The 19,379-nt window shown below is 71.7% G+C and carries 17 protein-coding genes, 2 pseudogenes and 1 riboswitch; of the genes and pseudogenes, 6 read left to right on the top strand and 13 right to left on the bottom strand.

Annotation, left to right across the window (positions count from 1 at the left end; translation table 11 throughout):
• Nucleotides 1-142 precede the first annotated feature (142 nt).
• The 3 genes from EJG53_RS35875 to EJG53_RS35865 all read right to left on the bottom strand — a co-directional run bounded on the left by EJG53_RS35875 (nt 143) and on the right by EJG53_RS35865 (nt 2,875).
• Nucleotides 143-1,192: an EamA family transporter gene (locus tag EJG53_RS35875; protein WP_174856593.1), complete on the bottom strand. Its 1,050-nt coding sequence runs from the start codon at nt 1,190-1,192 to the stop codon at nt 143-145.
• 268 nt (nt 1,193-1,460) lie between these two features.
• On the bottom strand, nt 1,461-1,991 hold the full coding sequence (locus EJG53_RS35870) for a Clp protease N-terminal domain-containing protein (protein WP_125048390.1): 531 nt from the start codon (nt 1,989-1,991) through the stop codon (nt 1,461-1,463).
• Nucleotides 1,992-2,275: 284 nt separating this feature from the next.
• Nucleotides 2,276-2,875 (bottom strand): PadR family transcriptional regulator, encoded by a 600-nt coding sequence (locus tag EJG53_RS35865; protein WP_125048389.1) that lies wholly within the window; start codon nt 2,873-2,875, stop codon nt 2,276-2,278.
• 220 nt (nt 2,876-3,095) lie between these two features.
• Here EJG53_RS35865 and EJG53_RS35860 point away from each other — a divergent pair, with 220 nt between their 5' ends.
• Nucleotides 3,096-3,617, top strand: coding sequence for a DUF2199 domain-containing protein (locus EJG53_RS35860; protein ID WP_125048388.1), 522 nt, complete (start codon nt 3,096-3,098; stop codon nt 3,615-3,617).
• 41 nt (nt 3,618-3,658) lie between these two features.
• On the opposite strand, the gene EJG53_RS35855 is transcribed toward EJG53_RS35860, so the two are convergent.
• Both EJG53_RS35855 and EJG53_RS35850 read right to left on the bottom strand, forming a co-directional pair.
• Nucleotides 3,659-3,850, bottom strand: a complete 192-nt coding sequence (locus EJG53_RS35855) for a hypothetical protein (protein WP_125048387.1) — start codon at nt 3,848-3,850, stop codon at nt 3,659-3,661.
• A 203-nt stretch (nt 3,851-4,053) separates the two neighbouring features.
• Entirely contained in the window at nt 4,054-4,401 is a 348-nt protein-coding gene (locus EJG53_RS35850) for a MerR family transcriptional regulator (protein ID WP_125048386.1), read from the bottom strand.
• A gap of 176 nt (nt 4,402-4,577) precedes the next feature.
• On the opposite strand from EJG53_RS35850, the pseudogene EJG53_RS35845 reads away from it, so the two are divergent.
• Together EJG53_RS35845 and EJG53_RS35840 are read left to right on the top strand one after the other, a co-directional pair.
• Nucleotides 4,578-5,380 (top strand): annotated as a pseudogene (locus EJG53_RS35845) (aminotransferase class IV family protein).
• Between the two features lie 198 nt (nt 5,381-5,578).
• The gene (locus EJG53_RS35840) at nt 5,579-6,403 is read left to right on the top strand and encodes a PhzF family phenazine biosynthesis protein (protein ID WP_125048385.1); all 825 of its coding nucleotides are present in this window, start codon (nt 5,579-5,581) and stop codon (nt 6,401-6,403) included.
• A 112-nt stretch (nt 6,404-6,515) separates the two neighbouring features.
• On the opposite strand, the gene EJG53_RS35835 is transcribed toward EJG53_RS35840, so the two are convergent.
• Nucleotides 6,516-7,307: a CPBP family intramembrane glutamic endopeptidase gene (locus tag EJG53_RS35835; protein ID WP_125049814.1), complete on the bottom strand. Its 792-nt coding sequence runs from the start codon at nt 7,305-7,307 to the stop codon at nt 6,516-6,518.
• A gap of 359 nt (nt 7,308-7,666) precedes the next feature.
• Nucleotides 7,667-9,196, bottom strand: a complete 1,530-nt coding sequence (locus tag EJG53_RS35830; RefSeq protein WP_125048384.1) for a glutamate-cysteine ligase family protein — start codon at nt 9,194-9,196, stop codon at nt 7,667-7,669.
• Nucleotides 9,197-9,816: 620 nt separating this feature from the next.
• On the opposite strand from EJG53_RS35830, the gene EJG53_RS35825 reads away from it, so the two are divergent.
• Together EJG53_RS35825 and EJG53_RS35820 are read left to right on the top strand one after the other, a co-directional pair.
• Nucleotides 9,817-10,404, top strand: coding sequence for a hypothetical protein (locus EJG53_RS35825; protein WP_031005225.1), 588 nt, complete (start codon nt 9,817-9,819; stop codon nt 10,402-10,404).
• Between the two features lie 364 nt (nt 10,405-10,768).
• Nucleotides 10,769-10,975 (top strand): DUF5999 family protein, encoded by a 207-nt coding sequence (locus EJG53_RS35820; protein WP_030019934.1) that lies wholly within the window; start codon nt 10,769-10,771, stop codon nt 10,973-10,975.
• Between the two features lie 160 nt (nt 10,976-11,135).
• Here EJG53_RS35820 and gcvP read toward each other — a convergent pair whose 3' ends face one another.
• The gene (gene gcvP, locus EJG53_RS35815; RefSeq protein WP_125048383.1) at nt 11,136-14,021 is read right to left on the bottom strand and encodes an aminomethyl-transferring glycine dehydrogenase; all 2,886 of its coding nucleotides are present in this window, start codon (nt 14,019-14,021) and stop codon (nt 11,136-11,138) included.
• Nucleotides 14,022-14,209: 188 nt separating this feature from the next.
• Nucleotides 14,210-14,307: riboswitch (glycine riboswitch) on the bottom strand.
• Between the two features lie 114 nt (nt 14,308-14,421).
• On the opposite strand from gcvP, the gene EJG53_RS35810 reads away from it, so the two are divergent.
• Nucleotides 14,422-14,811, top strand: coding sequence for a PRC-barrel domain-containing protein (locus EJG53_RS35810; RefSeq protein WP_031005221.1), 390 nt, complete (start codon nt 14,422-14,424; stop codon nt 14,809-14,811).
• A gap of 103 nt (nt 14,812-14,914) precedes the next feature.
• On the opposite strand, the pseudogene EJG53_RS35805 reads toward EJG53_RS35810, so the two are convergent.
• The 5 genes and pseudogenes from EJG53_RS35805 to EJG53_RS43455 all read right to left on the bottom strand — a co-directional run bounded on the left by EJG53_RS35805 (nt 14,915) and on the right by EJG53_RS43455 (nt 19,299).
• Nucleotides 14,915-16,455 (bottom strand): annotated as a pseudogene (locus EJG53_RS35805) (DNA polymerase IV).
• Nucleotides 16,456-16,685: 230 nt separating this feature from the next.
• Nucleotides 16,686-17,288 (bottom strand): MerR family transcriptional regulator, encoded by a 603-nt coding sequence (locus tag EJG53_RS35800; protein ID WP_125048382.1) that lies wholly within the window; start codon nt 17,286-17,288, stop codon nt 16,686-16,688.
• Between the two features lie 186 nt (nt 17,289-17,474).
• Entirely contained in the window at nt 17,475-17,948 is a 474-nt protein-coding gene (locus tag EJG53_RS35795; RefSeq protein ID WP_003984965.1) for a bifunctional nuclease family protein, read from the bottom strand.
• Between the two features lie 53 nt (nt 17,949-18,001).
• Nucleotides 18,002-18,748: a transcriptional regulator FtsR gene (gene ftsR, locus EJG53_RS35790; protein ID WP_125048381.1), complete on the bottom strand. Its 747-nt coding sequence runs from the start codon at nt 18,746-18,748 to the stop codon at nt 18,002-18,004.
• Between the two features lie 17 nt (nt 18,749-18,765).
• Complete coding sequence (locus EJG53_RS43455) at nt 18,766-19,299, bottom strand: FHA domain-containing protein (protein WP_031005213.1); 534 nt, start codon at nt 19,297-19,299, stop codon at nt 18,766-18,768.
• Nucleotides 19,300-19,379: the final 80 nt, after the last annotated feature.

The raw sequence follows: 19,379 nt of genomic DNA, 5'->3' as shown, positions 1-19,379 counted from the left end.
CTCGCTCGGTGACCGCCGCCCGCGCTAGGCGGCGGGAGGGGGCAGCACAGTCAAACGCATGATCGGCACCTTAGGAGGCGCATCGGTCGGCCGACAAGTCCCGGCCGTCTTCGAGGCCGTGAGTGCCCGCCCTCGGGGGGGGTCAGCCGTGTCGGTCACGCGATGCGGCATTGCCCGATGCGGCGCTGCCTGATGCGGACTCGCAGGACGCGGACTTGTCAGATGCGGTCCCGTCCGATGCGGTCCCACTCATCGGGGGTCCGCCCGCTCGTACAGGCGCCGCGTCTCCCCCGCCCCCACCCCCGCTCCCCTCGTCCGCCCGCCCCGACCTCGGAGTCGCCGACTGCGCGACGAACGCCCCGGCCAGGACCACCAGTCCCCCCACGACCTGCGGCGCGGTGAGGTGCTCGCCGAGCAGCACCCACGCCAGTACGGTCGCGATCACCGCCTCCAGACACGCCACCACCCCCGCCACCTGCGGGGACAGCCGACGCACCGACAGGACACCGGTGACGTACGCCAGCACGGTGGCGACCAGCACGACCCACACCAGCAGCACTCCGGCGGGCACCCGGGTCCCATCCAGGTAGGCGCTGCCACCGAGCACCGGCCAGTCCATCTCCCAGGGGCGCGCGACCACGGTCAGCACGGCCGCGCCGATCAGCAGCCCGTACGCGATCACGCCCAGCGGGTCCGCCGCGTCCGCACCGTCGCTCCCGTGGTCGGCGAGGACGAAGTATCCGACCTGGCAGCAGGCGGCGCCGAGAGCCAGCGCGAGTCCGACCGGGTCGAGACGGAGACCGGACCACACCTCCACCACACATGCCAGCCCGCCGACCGCCAGGACGACACCGACCGCCGCGGCCCGCGTGACCGGCTTCCGCTGGACGAACCACACCCAGCCGAGCACCAGCGCGGGCGCGAGGTATTCGATGAGCAGCGCGACCCCCACGGGGATGCGCGAGAGCGCCGCGAAGTAGCACGCCTGGACGCCGGCGACGGCGAGCAGACCGAAGCCCGCGAGGAGGGCGGGGCGCCGCAGCGGCAGCCGCCGGTGGCGCCAGGCGACAGGCAGCATGACGAGGGCGGCGCCCGCGGCCCGCAGCCAGGTGACGTGCAGGGGTTCGAGGCCGGCTGTGATCAGGGGTTTGGCGGCCACACCCGAACCGCCGAAGGCGAACGCGGAGATCAGCGCCAGGGTGAGCCCGACGCTCCGGCTCCGGCCGGTCGGACCGCCGTTCGCCGGACGGTCCGCGCCCCGGGACTCCCTCGGGCCGCCCGGAGCCCGCGAAGTCTGCGAGCTCTGCGAGGCTCGCGAAACCCTCAAGCCCCGCGAAACCCCCGTCTGCCCCGGCTCCCCCGGGCTCCCACCGGCCCCCAGGCCCGCTGCACTCCCCGTAGACGCGCGCATCGGCACAGCATGGCAGGAGCCGTCAGCAGCGTCACCCCCATTGTGCCTGTCAGTCCTGGCCGGAGCGGTCCCCGTCCAGCCGGGCCGCCAGTTGTTCCGTGTCGACCGCGGCCCGGCGCAGCACCTCGACCGCGCGCGACTCGGGGTCGTCCACGAGGGCCGCGAGCAGGTCGAGGCAGGCGGCATGGGTCGCGTACCGGGCGTGCGCGCGGTCGAGTGCGCCGTCCAGGGCGGCGGCCGCGGCGGGCGACCAGCCCGGTACGACCTCTTCGGTCACCATCGGGACCGCGCCGGAATCCTCGACGGTGCCGTGCCACTGGAGGCCGTACCCGATGCTGCGCTGGACGAGATAGCCGAGCAGCCGGGCGACCTGCGCCCCACCGTCGAACGCCGCCCGCACCGACGGGTCCGACTCCAGAAGTCCGTGCAGCAGGTGGGCCGTGTCCACCTGCCGGTCACCGTCCCGCGTGGCACGCCTGCGGGCAGTGGAGACCACCGAAGCGAGTTCCACGGTGAGCCGCGTTTCGAGGTCCTCGCGGGGCGAGCCCCCTCCGCTGTTGTACGCAGTACGGTTTTGCACAGTCCCCACCCCACCAGCAGCCGACGCCCGGAACATCCCCGGCGGGAAGCATTTGCGCATCCGCCCGTGGTTGGGCACGTCTTGCCGGAATCTCATCCTTGCGAAGGAGAGACGACGCGCCGCCCCCGAGACCGAGTGGGACACATACCACCACCTCAAACCTCCGGAGCGAGCACCGGCCCGTCCGGACGCGAGAGGGCCGTGACCCGGTTTCCCGGTCACGGCCCTGCCGAACTCACCCGTCATCGTCGCGCCTCAACTCCGCGCGTGCGACGGCGAACGGCTCACTCGTCCTCGGCGAGGATCAGGTACAGCTCCTTGCGGGCCTTGTTGACCACCGAGATGGCCTTCTCCCGCTGCTCCGGCGTACCGGTGGCCCACACCTGCCGGAACGCCTCGACGAGGCCGCCACCCGCCTTGCGGATCTCGTTCATGGCCTCCCAGTCGACGCCTCGGCCGGCTTCCTCCCAGGGCGCGTCGGCGACGCTCTCCGCCTCCGTACGTCCGGCCTCGGTCAGCGAGAAGAGCTTCTTGCCGCCCTCGCTCGCACTGCTGATCAGCCCCTCGTCCTCCAGGAGCTGGAGGGTGGGGTACACCGAGCCGGGGCTCGGCTTCCAGGCTCCGCCACTGCGCTCGGCGATCTCCTGGATCATCTCGTAACCGTGCATCGGCCGGTCCTTCAGCAGGGCCAGGATCGAGGCGCGTACGTCGCCCCGCCGCGCCCGGCCACGCGGCCCGCCGCGGCCCCGGCCGCCGAACGGCGGCCCACCGAAAGGCGGCCCGAACGGCCCGAACGCGGCGCGCCGCTCCTCGAACCGCCCTTCGTAATCTCCGCGGCCGCCGCGGCGGCCGTGTCCGTGGTGCTCGTGTCCGTGGGAACGCATAAGGCGCTCCTTCCTTCTCGTGGTGGCATCTTTGATCACTCGCGACATCACTTTGATCGTTCGCGATGCTTCAACGATATATCGGAACTGTTCGGATGGCAACGCCCGAGGGCAGCGAGTCTCCGACCTGTGTCGATGAATCCGCACCGCGCGATGGCGCGTCTGAGCGGATCTGGGCGCTGACATCCGGGCGCTTGAGCCGATCATTAGGCTCTCGTTCATGACCAGCGCCCTCGGATTCACCTGCTCCTGCTGCGGCCAGTTCCACGCAGAGCTGCCGACGCACTACGCGGCCGCGGCCCCCTACTACTGGGACCCGAGCTTCGCCGACGCCGACGGCAGCCTGCTCTCCGCCGACCAGTGCGTCATCAAGGCTGAGCACTACTTCGTCAAGGGGCTGGTCGAGATACCGGTCATCGGCAGCGACGACGTGTTCTCGTGGGCCGTCTGGACGTCCCTGAGCAGGGACAACTTCGCCCGCTCAGCGGACCTGCGGGACGCCCCCGGACGCGAGGCCGAGGGTCCGTACTTCGGGTGGCTGGCCACTGAGCTTTCCCCGTACTCGCCCAGCACCGTCAACCTGAAGACCCACGTTCACACGCGTCCCGTCGGTCAGCGCCCCTTCATCGAGCTGGAGCCCACCGACCATCCCCTCGCCGTTGAACAGCGCAACGGCATCACACTGGACCGCGTGCGCGACATCGCGGAGGCTGTTCTCCACCCCACCGGCGAGAGCGCCTGAGCCGGACCGTCCCAGAAACAAAGCCGGACCTCAGGCCGGCATCAGCCCTCCCGTGACGCGCGCGCCCTGCTGTCCTTGCGCAGCATCCGATGAGCCAGGAGGAACAGGAGAGGGAAATAGACCGCGCCGATGCCTGTCCACGTCAGGGTCGAGGTGCTCGGCTCTTCCTCTGTCAGGGTCAGCGCGAACAGAGTCGTTTCGAGCAGGAAGCCGACGGCGGAGAGCAGGCGCACCGGCCGGAGTACCCGCACCGTCCGCTCGGGAAGGGGGTATTGCGTACGCCACTGCGTCCGTCTCCGCGTCCGCATCCGTACGACCTCCCGGATTGCCGCAGTTGCCGCGGTTATCGCAGTTGTCGCAGCACCGTGACCGGCCCCGGGCACCCCCGATTTCCAGCAGGCCCCAGGAAACGCCACCCCGCTGGCGCCCCCACGGTTCAGCCCTTCGCCCCCAAGTACCCCACGAGAGCGCTACGGCTGCGCTGAAGGTCGCCGATGCGTTCGTCGGTGTCCGCGAGTACCCGGTTCAGGATGGCCCGAACGTCCGCGCACATCTCGATCTCCGGCTGCTCGCCCCGGGCGCACGGCAGCACGGCGCGGATCACCTCGGTGGTCAGCCCCGCGTCCAGGAGGGCGCGGACCTGGCGCACGGTGACCACTGTGTCGTCGTCGTAGCAGCGGTACCCGTTCGTGCCGCGCTCGGCGTTCAGCAGGCCCTGCGCCTCGTAGTACCGCAGCAGCCGTGTACTGACTCCGGTCCGCCGGGACAACTCCCCGATCAGCATGTGCCCCGCCCCACTGCCCGCCCCATTCGCGATTGACCTTCTCACCGGTGTGAAGCCTTAACGTCCCTCACGGGGCCGGTATTCCGCGCCCGCTGTCCATGATCCGGACGACGGGCCGCTGCCGCCAACCCCTGTTCCCGTACGAGCGCTTCCCCCGCACGAGCTGGAGTGATGTCATGACCTCTTTCATTGTCCAACGTGACGGCCGGGCGGCGACGGCCGGGGACCTGGCGCCACTCGCCTTCGCGGGCTACGCCCACTTCACCGCCATGCAGGTGCGCGGGGCCGGGTCCGGGGCCTCGACCTCCACCTGGAGCGGCTGCGGGTCGCCTCGGAGAAGATGTTCGGCCGGGCGGTGGCCGAGAACCGGATACGGGGCTACCTGAGGACGGCGCTGGAGGCGGGGCCGGCCGACCTTTCGCTGACGGCCACCGTGTACTCGCCGGCGGGCGAATTCACCGTGGCGGGGGCCGAGGTGGAGCCCGAGGTGCTGGTCCGTACGGGCCCGGCCGCTTCCGGGCCGCAAGGGCCGTTGTCGCTCGCGACGGTCGAGCACGAGAGGACCCTCCCGGCCGTGAAGCACGTGGGCGAGGTGGGCAAGACGTACTTCCTCCGGGAGGCCGTGCGGCAGGGTTTCGACGACGCCGCCTTCGTCGACCGCTGCGGCCGACTCAGCGAGGCGACCATCTGGAACCTCGCCTTCTGGGACGGCACTTCCGTGGTGTGGCCCGAGGCCGAGATGCTGGGCGGCACCACGATGGGCATCGTCCGGCGGCAGTTGGACGGCCTCGGCGTCCCCCAGCGCGTCCAGGAGGTCACGCTCGCCGACCTGCCCACGCTGGCCGGCGGGGTGGTCATGAACTCCTGGACGCCGGGCGTGGCCGTACACCGGATCGGCCCGGCGCCCTTGCCGGACGCACCCGACTTCCTGGCGCTGCTGCACCGCGCGTACGAGGCCGAGCCGCTCGTCGCGCCCTGAGCCGGAGAGGGCGCGGGGGAACGGGGACTGGGCCGGCGGGGACGGAGGTATCTTTCGACTGGCTCCTCTCGCTTCCTCCTGCGAGGTGGCCACTTCTTTCGCCATGGACCCGACATGGACCGCAGCGGCGCGAAAATCAGTCCACCCACCTACGATTGGCCTTGGTCGTGCGCGAGGTGGACTTCTAAGCTCCAGGCCATGAGGATTCGTATCGTTGACGCCTTCACCGACCGCCCCTTCGGCGGCAACCCCGCCGGTGTCGTCCTGCTCGACGCAGGCGGCTTTCCCGACGACACCTGGCTCCAGCGGGTCGCCGCCGAGGTCAACCTCTCCGAGACCGCCTTCGCCCACCCGCTGCCCGCGGGTGGCGACGCCGACTGGGCGCTGCGCTGGCTCACCCCGGCCGCCGAGGTGAACATGTGCGGCCACGCCACCCTGGCCACCGCGCACGTCCTGCACACCACCGGGACCGCCACCGGCACGGTCCGCTTCACCACCCGCAGCGGCGTGCTGACCACGACGGCCGACGACAGCGGCGCGATCACCATGGACTTCCCGACGGCCCCGTTGACGGCGGTCGAGGCGCCGCCGTCCGTCACCGCGTCGCTGGGCGTGGAGATCCTCGGTGCGTACGACACCGGCGAGAACCTCGGCGACCTCCTCGTCGAACTGGCCGACGAGAAGGCCGTACGGGCCCTGGACCCGGACCTGCGGACCCTCGCCTCGCCCGGCGGCCGCGGGGTGATCGCCACCGCGGCGGCCGACACCTCCGACAGCGGTTACGACTTCGTCAGCCGCTGCTTCTTCCCGGCCGTGGGCATCGACGAGGACCCGGTGACGGGCAGCGCGCACACCGCGCTGGCGCCGTTCTGGTCGGCCAGGCTGGGCCGCGACGAACTCACCGGCCTCCAGGGCCCCGCCCGCCGCACCGGTCTCGTACGGACCGCGCTGCGTGACGACCGTACGCTGCTCACCGGCTCGGCCGTCACCGTCATCGACGGCGAACTGCTCACCGCGCCCTGAGGCGGGTCAGGGGCGGGTTCGCCCGGCCGCTGCACGGGCCCGACCGGCCGCGGCCCAGGGCGAGCCCGGCCCCCGCCCCGCCCTCACCGCCACTTCCGCCCGGCCCCACCCGTCACACCGTAGGCAGCCACCCCACCTTCCCCGCCAACAGCGCGTACCCGAGGAACGCCACGATGTCGATCAGCGCGTGCGCGGCGACCAGCGGGCCGACGCGCCCCCAGCGCCGGTACAGCAGGACGAAGATCACGCCCATCACCATGTTCCCGACGAACCCGCCGATGCCCTGGTAGAGGTGGTACGAGCCACGCAGCACCGCACTCGCCGCCAGCGCGGCCACCGGGGTCCACCGCAGTTGCCCCAGCCGCCGCAGCAGATAGCCGACGACGATGACCTCCTCGACAACGGCGTTCTGCACCGCCGAGGCGATCAGCACCGGGAACTTCCACCAGACGTCGGGCAGCCCCTCCGGCACCACCGTCAGGTTGAAGCCGGCCGCCCGCGCGCCGAGGTAGAGCAACAGACCGCTGCCGCCGATGACCGCCGCCACGCCGACGCCGCGGCTCATGTCGAATCCGGGCCGACGTCCGTCGAAACCCACCGCCCGGAGGCCGCCGACCCGCTCCCGGATCAGCAGATGCGCCACCAGCGCGACGGGGACGAGCGCGGTGGCGATGCCGAACAACTGCCAGGCGAGGTCGAGCCAGGGGCGGCCCGGCGCGTGCGAGGAGTTCAGCATCGCGGCCTGGTCCTTGAGGCCGCCGGGTTTGGTCAGCGACCCGATGAAGCTGATGAGCGCGGAGACGCCGCTGGCGCCGAGCGAGAGCGCCAGGACCAGCACCGTCTCGCCGCGCAGGATCGGTAGCGGGAGCCCGCCGGCCGGGCCCCCTTCCGGGCCGCCGTCCACGCCGTCGTCCCGCCCGCCGCCCGGGCCCCGCCGCTTCCGGCCAGGGGATTCCGCACCGGTCACGGGACTCGCGTCCGACTGCACAACTGCCTCCAGTTCCGTACCGGGTAAGGCGTCACGACGAAAACGTCACGGCCAGGACGTCATAGCTTGCCCGACGCCGCCCCCGCAGGGCCGTCCGGCCCGCCTGAAGCACGTCGACGGCGGCTCGGCGTGTCCACGGAACGCGCACGGCGCCGAGCCCGCCGGAAGGCGATCGGCCGTCGCGGACCGCGGCACCGTCCCGGACCAGCCCGACGCCATGATGACCGTCGCTGGTTACCGCCCCGACGACGTCGAGGCAGAACGCCCCCGTTCCTTCAGCCCTGCCCCCGCACCCCCGCCACCGGAGCGGCGGTCCACTCGACGGGCCAGGCGTGGACCGGCTCCCCCGAGTGCATCAGTTCGCTGTAGCGCTGGGTCATCGCCGCCAGCGCCGCGCCCCGGTCCAGCCCGCGGCCGAGCGCGTGGTGGTACGCGGCGGCCTGCCAGGACGCTCCGTTGACGCGGCGGCGGCAGCGCGCCTCGATCACGCCGAGGTAGTGGTCGCGGTCGACCGGTTCGACGCCCCAGGCGTCCAGGCCGGCCGCGGCCATGGGCAGCAGTTCCTGGCGTACCAGGCGTACGGCGGCGACCTCGCCGAGGCCGCCGGAGCGGCCGCGGGGCCACTTCAGTACGGCGTCGATGCCGCGGCGGCATGCGGTATCGAAGTTCTCGGCGGCCGCGGCGAACGGCATACGGGCCCACACCGGCCGCGGTTCCTCGGCCAGCGTCCGCACCAGCCCGTAGTAGAAGGCCGTATTGGCGATGACGTCGGTGACGGTGGGGCCCGCGGGCAGGACCCGGTTCTCGACCCTGAGGTGCGGGACGCCGTCCGCGACGCCGTACACCGGGCGGTTCCAGCGGTAGACGGTGCCGTTGTGCAGCACCAGTTCCGCCAGGCTCGGGATGCCGCCGTCGTCCAGGACGGCGAGGGGGTCCTCGTCCGCGTGGATGGGCAGCAGGGGCGGGAAGAACCGCAGGTTCTCTTCGAACAGGTCGTACGGGGCGTCGATCCAGCGTTCCCCGAACCAGGTGCGCGGACGTACGCCCTGGGCCCGCAGCTCAGGCGGACGGACGTCGGTGGCCTGCTGGAAGACCGGCGGGCGCGATTCGCGCCACAGTTCGCGGCCGAAGACGAACGGTGAGTTGGCGCCGACCGCGATCTGGACGGCGGCGATGGCCTGGGCCGCGTTCCAGACGGCGGGGAAACGGTTCGGGGTGACCTGGAGGTGCAGTTGCACCGAGGTGCACGCGGCCTCGGGGGCGATGGAGGCCGAGGAGGAGACCAGCCGCTCGACGCCCTCCAGGTCGATCTGGAAGTCCTCGCCCCGCGCGGCCCGCATCTGGTCGTTGAGCAGGACGTAACGGTCGATCTCCGAGAGGTTGGAGGCGACCAGGTCCTCGGCGGCCAGGGTCGGCAGAATGCCGATCATCACGATACGGGCGGCCACTTCGGCGGCCTTGCGGTCGGCATAGGCCAGACCGGTGCGCAGTTCTTCGGCGAGCTGGTCGAGGACGCGCCCGGAGAGCCGGTGCGGAAGGATATTGACTTCCAGGTTGCACTGGGCCAGTTCGGTCTGGAAATCGCGGCTCGCGATGCGCTCCAGAACCTGTGAGTTCATCATGCGTGGCATACCGTCGGGACCGGCGAGATTCAATTCGATCTCCAGCCCCATCAGGTTCTTGGGGCGGTCGAACCGCTTCTCGTTCAGGAGCCTCTGCAATCCCGTCAGACACTCGTGCAGCTTTCTTCGATAGTGTTGCCGGTCGGTGAGACCGGTGCCGCCCGCCGCAACCTTCTCCCCCATCGGAGCGTCCCTCCTCGTGTCGACGGCCCGGCCCGGCAGGCCGTCCGGGGCCTGCCGGCAACGCCCGGTCGGCCGGGCTCCCCGGCGGGCCCGACGATCGCGCTACGGTCGATGATGCCCGGCAATCCGATCGATAACGCCTCGGACGTGCGCCGGAACCGGTAGGCTCCGGGAGACGGACGGGCTGGCACATTCCGAGGGCATACCGTCGGGACCGGAGGCCGTCTCATGGTGTCGTGGGAAATGCAGTCGAGATCCGCTAAATGACCGTCCGGATCCGGCCTACCGTGTTCACGACGGAATACCAGGCCGTGGCGCCGGGCACCGCACAAAGGCACCGAAAAGGCCGTCCGGAGGGGTCTGGATTCCGCCTTGTCGGCAATCCGCGGAACGGCTAGCCGAAACACCTGGTGAACACACGTCGTATAAACTTCGCTGACGAGGCAGAGAGTTGGCGCCCAGCGTTGCGGTGTTCCACCGGGGCTGCGGCACAGCGGCTGACCCCCGCCGGGCCGGCATCCCCGGTCGGCCAAGTACTGGCGCTCTGACCCCGCACGCTGACGACGTCGTCCGCACCATGCCCAGCACCACCGTGTCTCCCAAGTGAGAGGCGACCCACCATGCCGCTGCATGTCCCCCCTGCCCCCGCGCCTGCCCTCCGCAGCGTCCTCGCCGCCCTCGGTTCCCCCACCGCCGTGCGCGAGGCCCGCACCCCCGCCCTCCGTGCCCACCAGGGCCCGCTGAGTGCCGAACTCCCCCTTCCCGTATACGTGTTGGACGATGTCAGCCACCCCGCCGGGCCGCCCCGTACCCGGCTCACCGGCTGGCGGTTCCTGATCCGCAGCGGCGAGCGGTCGGTGGCGACCGCGGAAGCCATGCTCACGGCCGACGGCTGGACCTTCTCGCATTTCTGCGAGGGCCCCTACGTCACGTCGACCGAACGGGCACTGCGTCAGGCGGAGTCCGTACCGACCCCGTACCAGCCGCGGCTGCTGTCCGTGCCGGAGCTGTACATGCTCACTTTGTGGCTGCACCACGACGTCTCGGCGGACGGCTCCGAGGGGGTGCCCGCCCCGGGTGACGTCCTCGTCCCGCTGGCGCCGGCCCCGCCGGGCATCGCCGCCCACCGGCCGCACCGGGTGGCGGACCTGCTGCCCCGGCTGACCCTGCGCCTCGCGCCGGTGCCCCTGCTGGGGTCGCCGGCCTGAGACCCGGCAGGGGGTCCTCCACGGCGACCGGCCGACGTCGTACGACGCAACCGCGCACCGGAGCACACCGCCTCACAGGAACGCGCCCCGCGCCCTTCCCGGACGCGGGGCGCTCCGCTGCGCTCACCCGCGCGGAGTACGCGGCCGCCCGGCTCCCAACGCCCCGTACCGGGGACGCACTTGAAATGAACCGACCGCACGGGTGATGCGTCATTATCTAGTGAGTGCCGCTGCAGCCAAATCCCTGCGGAATCCGGCCCGTGGGGCAACACTGGTATCGACCTACTGAAACGGGGGAGCGGCCATGAGCATCTCGTCGAGCCGCAGGACGAATCAGACCACATCGCAGCGAAAGACATCATCCATGTGCCAGCACCAACCGCCGTGCCCGACCGCAGACTCCGCCGACCGGGAGGCCGCCCATCTCGTGGCGCACCACCCGGAGCAGGGCTGGAGCCTGCTGTGCAACGGTGTCCTCCTGTTCGAGGACACCGGTGAACTGCTGCCGGACGGCCAGGTCATCGCGCCGCACCGGGTTCTGGGCACGCCGCACGTGGCCACCGCCGCCTGATCACCTCAGCGCACGGAACCACGCGGAACCGCACAGCACGGCACGGCACCGACCGACCGCCGGCTGACAAGAGAGCACAACGGACAACAGGGCCCCCGGCGTCGACGCCGAGGGCCCTTCGCATGCCGCGCGACCGCGAGCGGTGCGCGCCGACGGCGGATCAGCCGTCGTACTCCTCCATGGGCGGGCAGGAGCACACAAGGTTGCGGTCACCGAACGCACCGTCGATCCGGCGCACCGGCGGCCAGTACTTCTCCGCCGCCTCGCCGCCGGCCGGGAAGACCGCCTCCTCGCGGGTGTACGGGTGCGTCCACTCGCCGCCGAGCGCCGCCGCGGTGTGCGGGGCGTTGCGCAGCGGGTTGTCGTCCTTGTCCCACTCCCCCGAACCGACCTTGTCGATCTCCGCGCGGATCGCGATCATCGCGTCGCAGAAACGGTCCAGTTCGTCCAGGTTCTCGCTCTCGGTCGGCTCGATCATCAGCGTGCCGGCCACCGGGAAGGACATCGTCGGCGCGTGGAAGCCGTAGTCGATCAGCCGCTTGGCGACGTCGTCGATGCTCACCCCGGTCGCCTTGGTCAGCGGCCGGACGTCGATGATGCACTCGTGCGCGACCAGGCCGCCGGGGCCGGTGTAGAGCACGGGGTAGTGCGGCTCCAGGCGCTTGGCGATGTAGTTGGCGCCGAGCACCGCGACCTGGGTGGCACGCGTGAGGCCCGCGCCGCCCATCAGCCGGACGTACGCCCAGGAGATGGGCAGGATGCCCGCGGAGCCCCACGGCGCCGCGGAGATGGGGCCCACGCCCGTCTCCGGGCCCGCGGTGGGCTGCAGCGGGTGGTTGGGCAGGTACGGCGCCAGGTGGGCGCGCACGCCGACCGGGCCGACGCCGGGACCGCCGCCGCCGTGCGGGATGCAGAAGGTCTTGTGCAGGTTCAGGTGCGAGACGTCGCCGCCGAACTTGCCGGGCTCGGCGAGGCCGACCAGCGCGTTGAGGTTGGCGCCGTCCACGTACACCTGGCCGCCCGCGTCGTGCACGGCCGCGCAGATCTGCGTGATGTGCTCCTCGAACACGCCGTGCGTGGACGGGTAGGTCACCATCAGCACCGCGAGCTGGTCCCGGTACTGCTCGATCTTGGCGTGCAGGTCGTCGGCGTCCACCTCGCCGTCCTCGCCGGTCTTGACGACGACGACCTTCATGCCGGCCATCACGGCACTGGCGGCGTTGGTGCCGTGCGCCGAGGAGGGGATCAGGCAGACGGTGCGCTGCTCGTCGCCGTTGGCGCGGTGGTACGCCCGTACGGCCAGCAGACCGGCCAGTTCACCCTGCGAACCGGCGTTCGGCTGGATGGAGACCTTGTCGTAGCCGGTGACCGTGGCCAGCCGCTCCTCCAGCTCCGCGATGAGCGTGAGGTAGCCCTGTGCCTGCTCGACCGGCGCGAACGGGTGCAACTGCCCGAACTCGGGCCAGGTGACCGGCTCCATCTCGGTCGTCGCGTTCAGCTTCATGGTGCACGAGCCGAGCGGGATCATGCCGCGGTCCAGCGCGTAGTCCTTGTCCGCCAGGCGGCGCAGGTAGCGCAGCATCGCGGTCTCGGAGCGGTGCTGGTGGAAGACCGGGTGCGTCAGGTAGGCGTCGCCGCGCAGCAGCCCCTCGGGCAGCGCGTCGACCACGGTCGCGTCGAGCTGCTCGATGTCGGCCCGGACACCGAAGGCGCCCCACACCGCGTGCACCTGCGCGCGTCCGGTGGTCTCGTCGCAGGCGACGCCCACCAGGTCGGCGTCGACCAGCCGCAGGTTGACGCCGGCCTCGCGGGCCGCGGCGACGACCTCGGCGGCCCGGCCCGGCACCCGTACGGTCAGCGTGTCGAAGTAGTCGCCGTGCACGACCTCCACCCCGCCGGCCCGCAGGCCCGCCGCGAGTATGGACGCGTAGCGGTGGGTACGGCGCGCGATGGCCGCGAGGCCGTCCGGGCCGTGGTAGACGGCGTACATGCCCGCCATCACCGCGAGCAGCACCTGCGCGGTGCAGATGTTGCTGGTGGCCTTCTCCCGGCGGATGTGCTGCTCACGCGTCTGGAGGGCGAGCCGGTACGCCTTGTTGCCGTCGGCGTCCACCGACACACCCACCAGCCGGCCGGGCAGGCTGCGGGCGAACTTCTCCCGTACGGCCATAAATCCGGCGTGCGGGCCGCCGAAGCCCATCGGGACGCCGAAACGCTGCGTGGTGCCGACGGCGATGTCGGCGCCCAGCTCGCCCGGCGAGGTCAGCAGCGTCAGCGCCAGCAGGTCGGCGGCGACCGTCACGATCGCGCCCAGCTCGTGCGCCTGCTCGATGACGGCCCGCGGGTCCCGTACGGCGCCGGAGGCACCGGGGTACTGGAGCAGCACGCCGAAGACGCCGCGCTCCGCCACCTCCGCCGGGATGCCCTCGGACAGGTCGGCCACCACGACCTCGACGCCGGTCGGCTCGGCGCGCGTCTCGATCACGGCGACGGTCTGCGGCAGGCAGTCGGCGTCGACCAGGAAGACACCCTGCTTGACCTTGCCCACGCGCCGCGAGAGGGCCATCGCCTCGGCCGCGGCCGTGCCCTCGTCCAGCAGCGAGGCACCGGAGGTCGGCAGTCCGGTCAGGTCGGCGACCATGGTCTGGAAATTGAGCAGCGCTTCGAGCCGGCCCTGGGAGATCTCCGGCTGGTACGGGGTGTAGGCCGTGTACCAGGCGGGGTTCTCCATCACGTTGCGCAGGATCACCGGCGGGGTGAACGTGCCGTGGTAACCGAGCCCGATCATCGGGGCGAGCACCTGGTTGCGGTCCGCGAGCGCCCGCAGCTCGGCGAGGACCTCGGCCTCCGTACGGCCCTGGGGCAGGCCCAGCGCCTCCGCGCTCTTGATCACGTCCGGTACGGCGGCCGCGGTCAGTTCGTCCAGCGATCCGAACCCGACCTGCGCCAGCATCTTGGCCTGGTCCTCCGGGCCGGGGCCGATGTGCCGCTGCTCGAACGGGGTGCCTCGTTCCAGCTCGGTCAGGGAGCTGCGGGTGGTGGTCATCTGCGGGGGCCTCCTGGTCGTTTCGACCTGCGCGGGGCACCACGGCGCTGGTGCCCGGACGGCCTCCCCCTCTGTCATCTCAACCTGAGAGCTTCACCGGTCCCGCACGCGGTACCGGCTTTCACCGTCGGTGAGGAAGGGTTCCGGCGCTGTGCCCGCCCGTGGCCCGCCCTGCTTTCCAGAGTGACCTCGTCCATGCGGTACGTGAGCCTGAGAGATTCCGGGGAGGAGTTGCTCCTTCGGCGCCTCCGCCAAGATCGACGAAGGACTCTCCCGCATGGGGTCGACAGCCGCTCGCCAGCCTACCAGCGCGCCGAACGGACGTTCCTTCGAGTGGCCGGGGCATGAATTGTGCCGTTTGGTAGTTGTCACAAGGCAGTTGCGACCACTTGGAGGGACCGTGCAGACCGATATCGATCCCCGCAGCTTGATCGGCCGCAAGGCGTTCGACAAGAACGGAACCAAGATCGGCACCGTCGACGAGGTGTACCTGGACGACGCGACCGGCGAACCGGAATGGGCGGCCGTACGCACCGGGATCTTCAGCCGGGACGCGTTCGTGCCCCTGGAGCCCAGCGATCTGGTCGACGAGGCGCTGCACGTCCCCTACGACCGCAAGCTGATCAGGGACGCGCCGGACTTCGGAGTGGGCCGCCACCTCTCGCCGGAGCAGGAACTACAGCTCTATCACCACTACCGTCTGGACATCCCGGCCTCCGATCCCGTGCCCGGCTCGGACGCCGCGCCGGCCGACACGGAGTTCGGGCGGGTGGCCGGCGCGGAGGACTGAACACCGGGCGGAGGAGCTTCGGGGCCGACGGGCTCCTCCGTCGTGCCGTCGCCGGGATCGCCGGTCTCCTCCGTCATGCCGTCGCCGGGCCCGTCGGGCTCCTTCAGCGCGCCTCCGGGCCCGCTGTCCTTTCCGGACCCGCCGGGTTCGTCGGCCTCCGTGGCCCCGCCGGCCTCCCCCGATCCGCCAGGCCCCTCCGTCTCCCCGGCCCGTGCTCACCACCGCCGGAGCCACCCGCCCCGCCGGGCAGACCGCCGGGCAGACCGCCCGGCAGCCCGTCGCGCCACCCGTCCGGCGGACCGCCCACCAGCGGCAGCGGCTCGCCGGGCCGCAGCGCGGGGTCCTCGACCGGGAACGTGCGCACCCGCCCGGGCCCGGACCACGGCTGCTCGAACCGTACGGTCACCCGGCCCACGCCGCTGCCCTGGACCCAGCCCGCCCGTGCTCGTCATGGATCACGTCGAGCCCAGGGAGCCAGCGCCGGGGCCGCTCGGGCTCGTCGGCGGCCAGCCGCGCGGCCTCGTCGGCCGCCCGGCGCGCCCGCTCGGCCTCCTCCTCGGCCGCCTTCTCCGTCGCCACCTGCGCGAACAGGTCCTCCTGCGTGAAATCCGCGAGGCCGGTCACCCCCACGCCCAGCAGCCGCACGCCGCCCGTCGTGTCGACCAGGTCCAGCAGCCGGGCCGCGGCCTCCCGCACCACGCCCTGGTCGTCCGTGGGCCCACGCAGCGTCTCCGACCTGGTCAGCGTGGAGAAGTCGTAGTTACGCACCTTGATCACGACGGTCCGGCCGGACCGTCCGGCCGCCCGCAGCCGTTGCACGCACCGGTCCGCCAGCCGCATCACCTCGGCCCGCACCCGCGTCCGGTCCGTCAGGTCCACGTCGAAGGTGTCCTCGACCGATATCGACTTCGCGTCCCGCTCGGCCACCACGGGCCGGTCGTCGCGGCCCAGCGCCATCGCGTACAGCCCCGCGCCGTGCGCCCTGCCCAGCAGGCGTACGAGCTCCGCCTCGCCCGCCTCCGCCGTCTCGGCGACCGTGTGGATGCCCGCCCGGCGCAACGTCTCCGCCGTGGCCGGGCCGACGCCGGGCAGCGTCCGCACCGTCATCGGGCCGAGCAGCTCCCGCTCCGTGCCGGGCTCGATGACCACGAGGCCGTCCGGCTTGGCCTGCTCCGAGGCGATCTTGGCCAGCATCTTGGCGCCGGCCAGTCCCACCGACCCGGTCAGCCCCGTCCGGCGCCGGATGTCCCGTCGCAGCCGCTCCCCCACCTCCCGCACCGCCTCGGTGTCCGCCGCGACGCCGCCCGCCTCCAGGTCGACGAACGCCTCGTCCAGGCTGAGCGGCTCCACCAGCGGCGACAGCTCGTGCAGCAGCTCCATCACCACGTCGCTGACCTGGCGGTACAGGGTGAAGCGCGGAGTCAGGTACGCCGCGTTCGGACAGCGGCGGCGGGCTTGCGCGGTGGGCATGGCGGAGTGCACCCCGAAGACCCGGGCCTCGTACGAGGCCGTGGAGACCACACCACGCGGGCCGATCCCGCCGACCACCACGGGTTTTCCGCGCAGGCTCGGTTTGGCCGCCTGCTCGGCGGACGCATAGAACGCATCCATGTCCAGATGCAGGATCGTCGGCGCACGTCTCACATGACCGATGCTGCCCCACACCACTGACAATCGCGCCGACCGGCCTCGCCGGACGGCCTGAAAGCCGCTGTGCGAGGCTGACGGCCCGCTCCGCGTTCTGTGAGACCTCGGGCGCGTCCTGATGCGACAGAGGCGCAGGAGACCGCCGTGACGGGCGCGCGCAGCGGCCGGGCGCCGTCTCCGTACGCCCTGCCGCTGCCGTCGTGCGCCTCCCGCGCCGTACGCCCGGCTCAGCCCGCCCGGTTGCGCCGCCGCGCCAGCTCGTCGTGCGGGTTGTGCCGGACCAGCGTCTCGCCGGTGTCCACCCGCTCGCCGTGGAGCTGCGACAACGCGCCCTCCACATCGCGCCACACCACGCCCACCGCGATGCCGAAGACGCCCTGCCCGCCCTGGAGCAGGTCGACGACCTCGTCGGGCGAGGTGCATTCGTAGACCGTGGCGCCGTCGCTCATCAGGGTCATCCTCGCCAGGTCGGACAGCCCGCGGGAGCGCAGGTGCCGGACGGCGGTGCGGATGTTCTGCAGGGACACGCCGGTGTCCAGCAGCCGCTTGACGATCTTCAGGACGACGACGTCCCGGAAGTTGTAGAGCCGCTGGGTGCCCGACCCGTAGGCGGGCCGTACGCTCGGCTCGACGAGCCCCGTACGGGCCCAGTAGTCGAGCTGGCGGTAGGTGATCCCCGCGGCCGCGCACGCCGTCGGGCCGCGGTAGCCGATGGTTTCCGCCCCGCGGTCCCCCGGTGCCTCGGCGGCCTGTGCCGGGGTGCGGTCAACAGCCCCGGGGTGGAGCGGCAACGCCCCTTCCGCCGCCGTACCGTCGCCGGTGATTGCCACGCCGACCTCCGTCCTCCACGTCCCGGACGGGACCTGCCCTATCGACGGTATGCAGTCACTCGGGGTGCGTCAACGATCGCCGCGCTCGCCACGCCGAGTGATAATCACCCTGCGAGTGGTTTCTCGTGCCCCAGGACGGGGAAAGGCTACTCGAATGCGCGGAAGGCGACCCTCCGCGCACCCGGCTCACTGACTGTTGGTGCCGAAGTCCTCGGGCGAGATCTGGTCGAGGAACTCGCGGAACTTCTCCACCTCGTCCTCCTGCTCGTCCGGGATGGCGATGCCCGCGTCGTCGAGGACCCCGTCGGTCCCGTAGATCGGCGTACCGGTGCGCAGCGCCAGCGCTATGGCGTCGGACGGACGGGCGCTGACCTCGACACCACTGGCGAAGACCAGTTCGGCATAGAAGACCCCCTCGCGCAGGTCCGTGATGCGGACCTGGGTCAGTTCCTGGCCCACCGCTTCCAGCACGTCCTTGAAGAGGTCGTGCGTCAGCGGCCTGGCAGGGGCCATCCCCTGCTGGGCGAAGGCGATGGCGGTGGCCTCCCCCGGCCCGATCCAAATGGGCAGGTAACGGTCGCCTCCTACCTCCCGTAGGAGCACGATCGGTTGGTTGGAAGGCATTTCCACCCGGACACCCACGACATCGAGCTCGTTCACACAGCAACCCTAGGACGTGCCCGGGCGGTTTGGGTAGTCGGGCCACCCATTGCTCACGTCGGCCGGACCCGCAGGGCGGACTGGACCAGCGCCGCGTGCAGCCGTACGGACAGCGTGGCCAGCTCTCTGGCCGTGGCCTCGGCATGCTGCCTGGTCTGCGGATTGCGGTGCCGGCGCAGCGGCGCGACGACCTGCTCGACGAGGTTGGCCTCCCGTTCGGCGGCCGCCTTGACCGCCCGCAGATGGCGGGGTTCCAGGCCGAATCGCCCCAGTTCGGCGACGAGCCTGGCGACCGTCACGGCCTCGATGTCGTACCCGCCGTCGGCGTCCGGGACGATGAGTCCGTACGCCTCCCAGTCGGCCAGCTCGGCCTCCTCGACCTCCGCGGTGGCCAGCAGCTCCGCCCGGCCGATGCGGGCGGCCGTGGGCTGCTCACCGGCCGACTCGCCGAGCCCCTCGAACAGCTCCCCCGCGGGCGCGGCGGGAGCCGGCAGCGGCACCTGTTCGCCGCGCGCGAGCGCGTCGAGGTGCTCGCGGATCACTTTCAGCGGAAGATAGTGGTCACGCTGCATCCGCAGGACGGCCGCCAGCCGGGCGACGTCGTCCGCGCTGAACTTGCGGTATCCGGACGGGGTGCGCCGCGGCTCGACGAGCCCCTCGGCCTCCAAGAAACGGATCTTGGAGATGGTGACCTCGGGGAACTCGTCGCGCAGCGCGTTGAGCACCGTACCGATGCTCATCAGCTTGCCGTCCGAGGTGGTGCCGGCGGACCCGGCACCACCCGGCGCAGTGCGGTGCATATACCTTCCTTGGCCGGTCAGAAGCCGACGCCCCGCTGGCTCGCGTAGAAGACCAGCCGGAACTTGCCGATCTGGACCTCGTCACCGTTGGCGAGCGGCACCGAGTCGATCCGCTCACGGTTGACGTACGTGCCGTTCAGGCTGCCGACGTCGGCGACGGTGAAACCGTCCTGGCCGCGGCGGAACTCCACGTGCCGGCGCGAGACCGTCACGTCGTCCAGGAAGATGTCGCTCTGCGGGTGCCGCCCGGCCGTCGTCAGGTCGCCGTCCAGCAGGAAGCGGCTGCCCGAGTTCGGGCCTCGGCGCACGACCAGCAGGGCCGAGCCCATCGGCAGCGCCTCGACGGCCGCCTGCGCCTCGGGGGACAGCGACGGCACCGCCGTCTGCCCCGTCGTCTCCGCGTCGTACGCCTCCAGCCCCGAGATGGAGATGGTGGAGGTCGTCTCGGACGCGCGCTCGGCCTGCGCCCCGGGGCGCAGCGGGGCTCCGCAGTTGGAGCAGAACCGGCTCGCCTCGGCGTTGCGGTGACCGCACCTCGTACAGACCGGCAAGGCAACCCCTCCACCCGTGTTCGCGGCCGACGATCCCTGGGAACCTATGCGGCCGGGCACGGAGGGGTCAACAGAATGAG

The organism is Streptomyces chrestomyceticus JCM 4735, from assembly GCF_003865135.1.
GTDB classification, from domain to species: Bacteria; Actinomycetota; Actinomycetes; order Streptomycetales; family Streptomycetaceae; genus Streptomyces; species Streptomyces chrestomyceticus.
This window is presented reverse-complemented; position numbering and strand designations above follow the sequence as displayed.

What these genes read in the sequence shown, in the direction of transcription:
- EJG53_RS35865 (WP_125048389.1), bottom strand. Translation starts at nt 2,875, where the DNA reads ATGCGTTCCCACGGACACGAGCACCACGGACACGGCCGCCGCGGCGGC.
- EJG53_RS35860 (WP_125048388.1), top strand. Translation starts at nt 3,096, where the DNA reads ATGACCAGCGCCCTCGGATTCACCTGCTCCTGCTGCGGCCAGTTCCAC.
- EJG53_RS35850 (WP_125048386.1), bottom strand. Translation starts at nt 4,401, where the DNA reads ATGCTGATCGGGGAGTTGTCCCGGCGGACCGGAGTCAGTACACGGCTG.
- EJG53_RS35840 (WP_125048385.1), top strand. Translation starts at nt 5,579, where the DNA reads ATGAGGATTCGTATCGTTGACGCCTTCACCGACCGCCCCTTCGGCGGC.
- EJG53_RS35830 (WP_125048384.1), bottom strand. Translation starts at nt 9,196, where the DNA reads ATGGGGGAGAAGGTTGCGGCGGGCGGCACCGGTCTCACCGACCGGCAA.
- EJG53_RS35825 (WP_031005225.1), top strand. Translation starts at nt 9,817, where the DNA reads ATGCCGCTGCATGTCCCCCCTGCCCCCGCGCCTGCCCTCCGCAGCGTC.
- EJG53_RS35820 (WP_030019934.1), top strand. Translation starts at nt 10,769, where the DNA reads ATGTGCCAGCACCAACCGCCGTGCCCGACCGCAGACTCCGCCGACCGG.
- gcvP (WP_125048383.1), bottom strand. Translation starts at nt 14,021, where the DNA reads ATGACCACCACCCGCAGCTCCCTGACCGAGCTGGAACGAGGCACCCCG.
- ftsR (WP_125048381.1), bottom strand. Translation starts at nt 18,748, where the DNA reads ATGCACCGCACTGCGCCGGGTGGTGCCGGGTCCGCCGGCACCACCTCG.